Raw genomic sequence first — 5,999 nt, 5'->3', positions numbered from 1 at the left:
GCATTCTCCTTCAGTCTCTCTATTGCCTCATCCCTAGCCTTGTTGAACTCCTCCAGATATGCTTGGCTTGATCCTCCCACTAATGCCTCTATTCCCGCAACAATTCTTCCCAATGCACCTCTGGTCCTCACGCTTTGCCCGTATACCAAGCCCTTTACCTCCTTCACCGAATATCCGGGTATTCCTGGAGTTGTGACAACGAATACATCCATTTTTCCCATCCCCTTCTGGCAGATCTTTCTTCATCTTTAGTCTTTAATAATTTTCGCAAGGAGGAATCTCTCTTCCTTATACTCAAGAAAAGCTGCTAATCCCCCAAAACTGGCTGATTGCTAAATTTGACAGTTTTTATCGCTTATATTCTCATTCCTACCAAGCCCTCCGGCATTCCCTTGACCCTCGCTATTTTAAAAGGATATATCAAGTTTGGATGGTTTATCACCGCATTCCTCACCGCATTATCCGTAAAACATAGCACCAGCAACCTCTTCCCCGCATACTTTTTCCACTCCACAAGCTCTGCATACAGGCTCTCATTTTTCCTCTTCCAGAATTCCTCCTCATCCTTTGTTGGCTCTAGAAATTCGAGCTCATACCATGCAGGCATCACATCCCTTATATGGTCAGTGTTATGCTCAGGGCATACCACAGCAATTTCATAGCGATCCGTGTTAAAGTCTCCCAGATGGAATGGGATCTCAAAATCACACCTCTCAAAGGTGCTGAAGAAACACCTAGCCACGTATATATCACACATCAATATCACTTCCCATATCATCAAGCAATTTCTGATACCAATGAAAGCAATAATATATAAGGCTGCTTCTCCGCAAAATTATTCGGCCAACAAAGTAGATTAAAGAGACTGCAAAGAGGTCCTAAAGTATTGTAAAGGGCAGAGAAAAGATTATACCAAAGCTACAAGAAATTGGATTATGGCAGCTTGAGGGAGTTTGAGCATAAAAAGCCTATTAAATGAACAAAACTAAAAAATATAGGGGGATCAGACCTTTTTGTAGCAGAACCACCAGTCATAGCACTCTATTTCCTTCTTTTTAGCGAGCTCCAGCCTCTGTTTTGCTGTCTCAACATTGCTTGCAGGGCTTACTATTACCTTATCCCCTATCAGCTCGTTGTTTGGCCAGTTTGCAGGAATTGCAACTCCATGCTTATCTGATACCTGCAGAGCCTTCAGAGCCCTCAGGATCTCGTCCATGTTCCTCCCCACTTCCTGCGGGTAGTAGAGTATCAGCCTTATGATCCCGTTGGGATCAACTATGAAGACCGCTCTCACGGTATTGGTCCCCTTGTTTGGATGTATCAATCCCAGCTTTCCTGCAACTCTACCAACATCATCTGCAATTATTGGGAACTCTATCTTGATGCCCAGCTTCTCCTCTATCCACTCAGTCCATTTTATGTGGCTGAACACCTGATCTATGCTTAGTCCTATGAGCTCAGCATTGAGCTTTCTGAACTCATCATACCTCTTCTGGAAGGCAACAAACTCCGTTGTACATACTGGAGTGAAATCAGCAGGATGGCTGAACAGGACGAACCATTTGCCCTTGTAGTGATCTGGTAGCTTTATCACTCCATGTGTGGTCTTCACCTCGATTTCAGGAAACTTCTCACCTAACAACGGCATTCTTTCCTCCACCATGATACCACCTCTGATTAAGAGAGTTGGAACTTTAAAAAGATTTCGTTAGTAAAGCTAACCAAAATGTTAGGAAAACTATAAAATGTAAATGAGCCATTCTCTGCAAGAATCGAACCCATCGAATTGGAGCAATAGTAACACAGGCTGATTTAATGTCGATAAAAAGAAATTTTAGCTAGAACTCCGAGTCTTAAAGAAAGCGAAAATAGATTGCTTTGAAGTTTTTAAATCTACAGGTAGTAGCATCTCTGAGAAGGTGACATGAATCTTCTCATTGGCTTAAAGCTTACTCCTGAACAACTTTGACATCAAGATTCCTGAAGTGATTATCAAATGTGTAAATCTCCTCTATACCAGTCTCCCTCATCTTTAAGTATGCCAAAGCATCATTTACACTTACTTTCTTTTCTCTTGCAATTAGAAGGGCTTTTAGGTAATCCTCATAAAGGACAGGCAAGACTTTTATATTTCCAGCAAGTATTAAGCTTTCAACAAAGTTTAGGGCAGTTGAAAGGTTTACTTTTGCCTCCAGAATATTTGCAACCTCGCTAATATGAACAACTGTTGTAATCACTTTCTCTCCATTCTCGATTCTGAGCAGTATCTGCTTTGACCTCTTTTTTCTCTCAAGTATCTCTTTCTTTACCTCCTTTTTTGGCTTTACAACAGCATAAAGGAACACGTTAGCATCTATAAACCTCATATCAACTCCTCAAGAAGCTCTTTCTCAATATCCTCCTCTATATCTGCCTCTATTATGTCAAAGAACTGTGAAAAATTTGGTTTTCTCCTAGGAAGAATCTCTATTCTGTCCTCAAGCTCTATTAGAATTATCTCATCGCCCCACCTCTCCCTCCACTTTTTAGGTAGAACTATCCTTCCCTGATTATCAACCCTCTTTACTTCCACTATCATTGATAATCACCACAAAAATTGTTTTCTGCCACTTTATAAATCTTTAGCCTACTGATCCCTCGGGTGGTTTGATTTACCAATAGTATGTAAAGAAAATTTTTGGTTTAGAGAAATTGCTAGGGATTGACAAAGCTCCCAGCGAAAAGAATTGCCTTTGTTCCGGGATCAACAAGGAAGAATGCAAATGGCCTGTCTATCTTCAGGGGGACAGCAGGAGATGGCATTGCAGTCACCTTAATTATTACGGCTGTTGCAGCTGCAGCCTCAGTTCCATAAAGATCCACCCTCACTCTGGCTCTGTGAAGCACCTTGTCGACACACAGGTATTCAGCCAGCTTTTTGTCCTCAACCATAGGGCTGAGATCAGCTTCTCCTTGGATGAAAGCCTTCCTTATTCCCATTGACATCAGAATGCTGTTGAGATCCAGAAGGCCGCTGTCGACATCAAACTTCGGAAGGTATAGGTCAACTTCGCTTTCATTTGAGCTGAACAGCTTGTCAAATATCTCAAGCAGTTTCTCCCTTCCTGTTTTTCCCAGAAATCCCTTTAGATCATTTTTAGGCATGAGGACAACGAACTTGACATCAGTTCCCTTGTAGCTGAGAGCTAGAGCAATGTAATCCCCTGCATCCAGATATCTCACCCTAACCCTTCCTCTGAGGTAATCTGCTGTTTTTGTTCCGTTAGGTGAGTGGAAATCCCCCTTCTCAATTCTATCAAATGGAATTGTCCAGTTGGCCTTGAAGTAGACTGTGTTTACCAGAACTATCACAGCTCTGGGATCAAGCCTGCCAATTATCCTATCTATGAGATTGTTTGTTTTGTTGGAAACCCATCCGTTTATCCTTGGCACAGCATCAGCTGGGCTGCTGAACCCGAGAACCTCAGCAAGGTAATATCTTCTGATGGACTCCAGATAGCTCTTGCTGACAGGAAATCCCTCCTTTATCCAGATGCTGTCTGCTATCTCTGCTTTTGCCCCTTCTCTAACATCAGTGAACCTTTCAGTGCTTATGTTGAACCAGCTTCTTGCATCATCCAGTGATGAGATCCTAAGAGCTTTCATCAGCTCGCCTTTTGTATCGCCTGCAGAGCCCTCAGTCAACATAAGAAGGGCCATATAGACGCTGTAAGGGGAAACAGCAGTATTTTTCTCCCCAAGTCCGACGCGGGAGGTGAAGTCCATTGAGAACTCTGTGTAGGAATCTAGAGGACTTGCCATCACAGCACTTGGCTTTCTTTGGTAGAGCATCAGGCCACCCACGATGATAACTAGGAGAAGGACTGCTAAAAACTTGATCAAATTCCTTAAGTTAAATTTTCCACCCTGAAAATTTTCTTTGTGTTACTTATAATAGTTTTCATTTCCTTCAATCAATTTGAACCTTAAGTTCTGATGGATCTTAAGAAGTTTATCACGAAATTTATTAAGATTTGCAGATTAATATCAGCATGGTTAGTAAGACCATAAGAATGGGTAAGAACGGAACTGTTGTCATACCCAAGGAGATCAGAGATCTCTTAGGCATAAAGGAGGGAACAGTTCTGAGAGTTGAAATTGCGGACAATGCAGTTATAATAAGGCCCTTAAGGCCGAGAAGAGTCAAAATAGGGGAAAGAATTCAGAAAATAGTTGAGGAGATGAAGAGAGAGGAGCTTGAGCTTGAAGGCTGAAAAGCTCTGTAAGCTACCAGTAGCTCAGGATTCCGCTTCTCAAAACTGGATCAGCTATCTTATACCCTTCCTTAACCTTCTCCAAGAAGCCGGAGTCCACTAAATTCCTCAGAATAGAGGATAGAGTATTGTTAGGTATCCTTCCTATCCTTGCCTCTACTCCCCTCTTTATCTGGGCCCACCTCGCATGCTCCAGCGTGGCTATAATCCTGAGAACTTCTTTGTATCTGCTTTCAGCCGGCCCATATATCCTCAGAGCATGCTCGAGCTCGCTTATCGCAAGCTTGGATGCTCTTCTCGCTATCCTATCTATAGGCTCCCTTCTGCTAATCATTGAGAAGCCGAAGTAGGTGAGCCATCCAATTACTCCATCGAACCTTCTCCTCGCCTCTTCTAGAACAGGACCCTCCACGTTTATTCCAGCCTGTTCGAAACCCTTTCTCAGGAATTCCATCGCTTCCTCATCGTTTAACTTCCTCATCCTTACCTCCTTAAAGGGTCTCCCGTATAGGGGTGCCTCAGGATCATCCACCCTCAGAAATCTGTATAGAAGGCCCACTTGAGAGCCCGATAAAACTATCTTGAGGTTTAAATGATCATAAGCATATGCTATTATTGAGTCAAACCTGTGTTTTGATCTCCTCAGCTCCTGTGCCTCATCTATAACGAGGATCTTCCCCTCCAATGCATGGAGGACATCTACAAGGGAGTTAATATCCCTCTTCTTGAGTTTTATTCCTATCTCCGATATGCTTATCCCCTCAACCCTGCTTAATATCCTCTTGGCCCATGATTTCCTGTTTAACTCTGCCTCCAGCAGATCTAGAAAAGAGTCCATGCTGACCATCCCGGAGGGGAGGAGTCTGCAGTCTAGGAATATGTTATCAAGCTTCTCCTCATTCAGGTATGTCAATATGAGGGATGTCTTTCCATATCTTCTGAGGCCCGTCACTACCACAAGTTTCCCTCTCTTGAGGCCATCTGAGAGTTCCTTAAGCTCATTCTCCATGTTAAACAGATCCTCTCTTCTGGTCTTGGGCTCAGGATCGAAGTACATAGTTACCCCTCTAACTAACTTAGGGGGGTAACTTATTTTAAAAGCTATCTGATGAACCAGCCAAGAGGCCATTAGTAGCAGGATTAGCATACAAAAGATTATAATCCCTTAAAGATCTTACTGAGATCCCTATTCTTGTCTTGAGGGCTCTACAAAACAATCCTAAAATTGGGGCTTCCGAGACTTAACGATACTTTATACCGTTAGTAATCTTAGCGTTTCAGCTGAACAATCTGCGGAACAACAGAATTACTCGGTGAATGAGAGATTCTGCAGGAACTTCACAGGCAGGTTCTTAAGCTCCTCAATCTTCTTCTTCATCTCCTCCTCTATTTTCAAAAATAAAGCCTCTCCTCCAACGTGCTCGGCAGCAGCTATTACATAGCAGTCTGCTATGGAGAAGCCAAGCTTCTTTTTTAGCTCTCCAGCCCTTAAAGCCATCTCAAAATCGGGCACAACAGGCTTTGCTCTAGAAACCAGCCAAAGAATAAGCGAAAAAGCCTCCTTATTCGGATTGTCAACCCCTCCCAAGGAGTAGACCCTTGAAGCTGTGTAAAGCACCTCGCTGATTGTCTGATGCGTTACATACAATTTTACAGCTCCCTCTACAGCAGCATCGAAAAGTCTATCCGCTAAAATCTTATAGGGGGAGCTCTTTATTATACGCTCAACCACCACGCTTGTGTCAA

General features: G+C 42.9%; 9 protein-coding genes. 1 reads left to right on the top strand and 8 read right to left on the bottom strand.

Features of this window, described 5'->3' with window-relative positions; all coding sequences use genetic code 11:
• From D6D85_RS08665 to D6D85_RS08640, 6 genes are all read right to left on the bottom strand, one after another.
• On the bottom strand, positions 1 to 221 hold a 221-nt coding region (locus D6D85_RS08665), incomplete at its 3' end, for a heavy metal-binding domain-containing protein (RefSeq protein WP_133308306.1).
• 134 nt (positions 222 to 355) lie between these two features.
• Positions 356 to 778, bottom strand: coding sequence for a hypothetical protein (locus tag D6D85_RS08660; RefSeq protein WP_125671661.1), 423 nt, complete (start codon positions 776 to 778; stop codon positions 356 to 358).
• A 225-nt stretch (positions 779 to 1,003) separates the two neighbouring features.
• On the bottom strand, positions 1,004 to 1,660 hold the full coding sequence (locus tag D6D85_RS08655) for a peroxiredoxin (RefSeq protein ID WP_125671662.1): 657 nt from the start codon (positions 1,658 to 1,660) through the stop codon (positions 1,004 to 1,006).
• Positions 1,661 to 1,949: 289 nt separating this feature from the next.
• Positions 1,950 to 2,366 carry a type II toxin-antitoxin system VapC family toxin gene (locus tag D6D85_RS08650; RefSeq protein WP_125671660.1) on the bottom strand — a complete coding sequence of 139 codons (417 nt, stop codon included), beginning with the start codon at positions 2,364 to 2,366 and terminating at the stop codon, positions 1,950 to 1,952.
• Positions 2,363 to 2,578 (bottom strand): AbrB/MazE/SpoVT family DNA-binding domain-containing protein, encoded by a 216-nt coding sequence (locus D6D85_RS08645; protein ID WP_125671659.1) that lies wholly within the window; start codon positions 2,576 to 2,578, stop codon positions 2,363 to 2,365. The genes D6D85_RS08650 and D6D85_RS08645 overlap by 4 nt, the downstream gene beginning before the upstream one ends.
• A gap of 116 nt (positions 2,579 to 2,694) precedes the next feature.
• A complete protein-coding gene (locus D6D85_RS08640; protein ID WP_125671658.1) occupies positions 2,695 to 3,831 on the bottom strand; it encodes a serpin family protein in 1,137 nt (378 codons plus the stop codon).
• 200 nt (positions 3,832 to 4,031) lie between these two features.
• On the opposite strand from D6D85_RS08640, the gene D6D85_RS08635 reads away from it, so the two are divergent.
• The gene (locus D6D85_RS08635; protein ID WP_125671657.1) at positions 4,032 to 4,253 is read left to right on the top strand and encodes an AbrB/MazE/SpoVT family DNA-binding domain-containing protein; all 222 of its coding nucleotides are present in this window, start codon (positions 4,032 to 4,034) and stop codon (positions 4,251 to 4,253) included.
• A gap of 13 nt (positions 4,254 to 4,266) precedes the next feature.
• Here D6D85_RS08635 and D6D85_RS08630 read toward each other — a convergent pair whose 3' ends face one another.
• Both D6D85_RS08630 and D6D85_RS08625 read right to left on the bottom strand, forming a co-directional pair.
• On the bottom strand, positions 4,267 to 5,310 hold the full coding sequence (locus tag D6D85_RS08630; RefSeq protein WP_161969785.1) for an AAA family ATPase: 1,044 nt from the start codon (positions 5,308 to 5,310) through the stop codon (positions 4,267 to 4,269).
• A 249-nt stretch (positions 5,311 to 5,559) separates the two neighbouring features.
• On the bottom strand, positions 5,560 to 5,999 hold a 440-nt coding region (locus D6D85_RS08625), incomplete at its 5' end, for a type II toxin-antitoxin system VapC family toxin (RefSeq protein ID WP_125671655.1).

It is taken from the genome of Candidatus Methanodesulfokora washburnensis (genome assembly GCF_003947435.1).
GTDB classification, from domain to species: domain Archaea; phylum Korarchaeota; class Korarchaeia; order Korarchaeales; family Korarchaeaceae; genus Methanodesulfokora; species Methanodesulfokora washburnensis.
The sequence above is the reverse complement of the archived record's forward strand: the minus strand, read 5'-3'. Positions and strand labels throughout refer to the sequence as shown.

Bases quoted from the DNA above. Each gene is read 5' to 3' on its own strand.
- D6D85_RS08635 (WP_125671657.1), top strand. From the start codon at position 4,032: ATGGTTAGTAAGACCATAAGAATGGGTAAGAACGGAACTGTTGTCATA.
- D6D85_RS08660 (WP_125671661.1), bottom strand. From the start codon at position 778: ATGATATGGGAAGTGATATTGATGTGTGATATATACGTGGCTAGGTGT.
- D6D85_RS08645 (WP_125671659.1), bottom strand. From the start codon at position 2,578: ATGATAGTGGAAGTAAAGAGGGTTGATAATCAGGGAAGGATAGTTCTA.
- D6D85_RS08640 (WP_125671658.1), bottom strand. From the start codon at position 3,831: ATGCTCTACCAAAGAAAGCCAAGTGCTGTGATGGCAAGTCCTCTAGAT.
- D6D85_RS08650 (WP_125671660.1), bottom strand. From the start codon at position 2,366: ATGAGGTTTATAGATGCTAACGTGTTCCTTTATGCTGTTGTAAAGCCA.
- D6D85_RS08630 (WP_161969785.1), bottom strand. From the start codon at position 5,310: ATGTACTTCGATCCTGAGCCCAAGACCAGAAGAGAGGATCTGTTTAAC.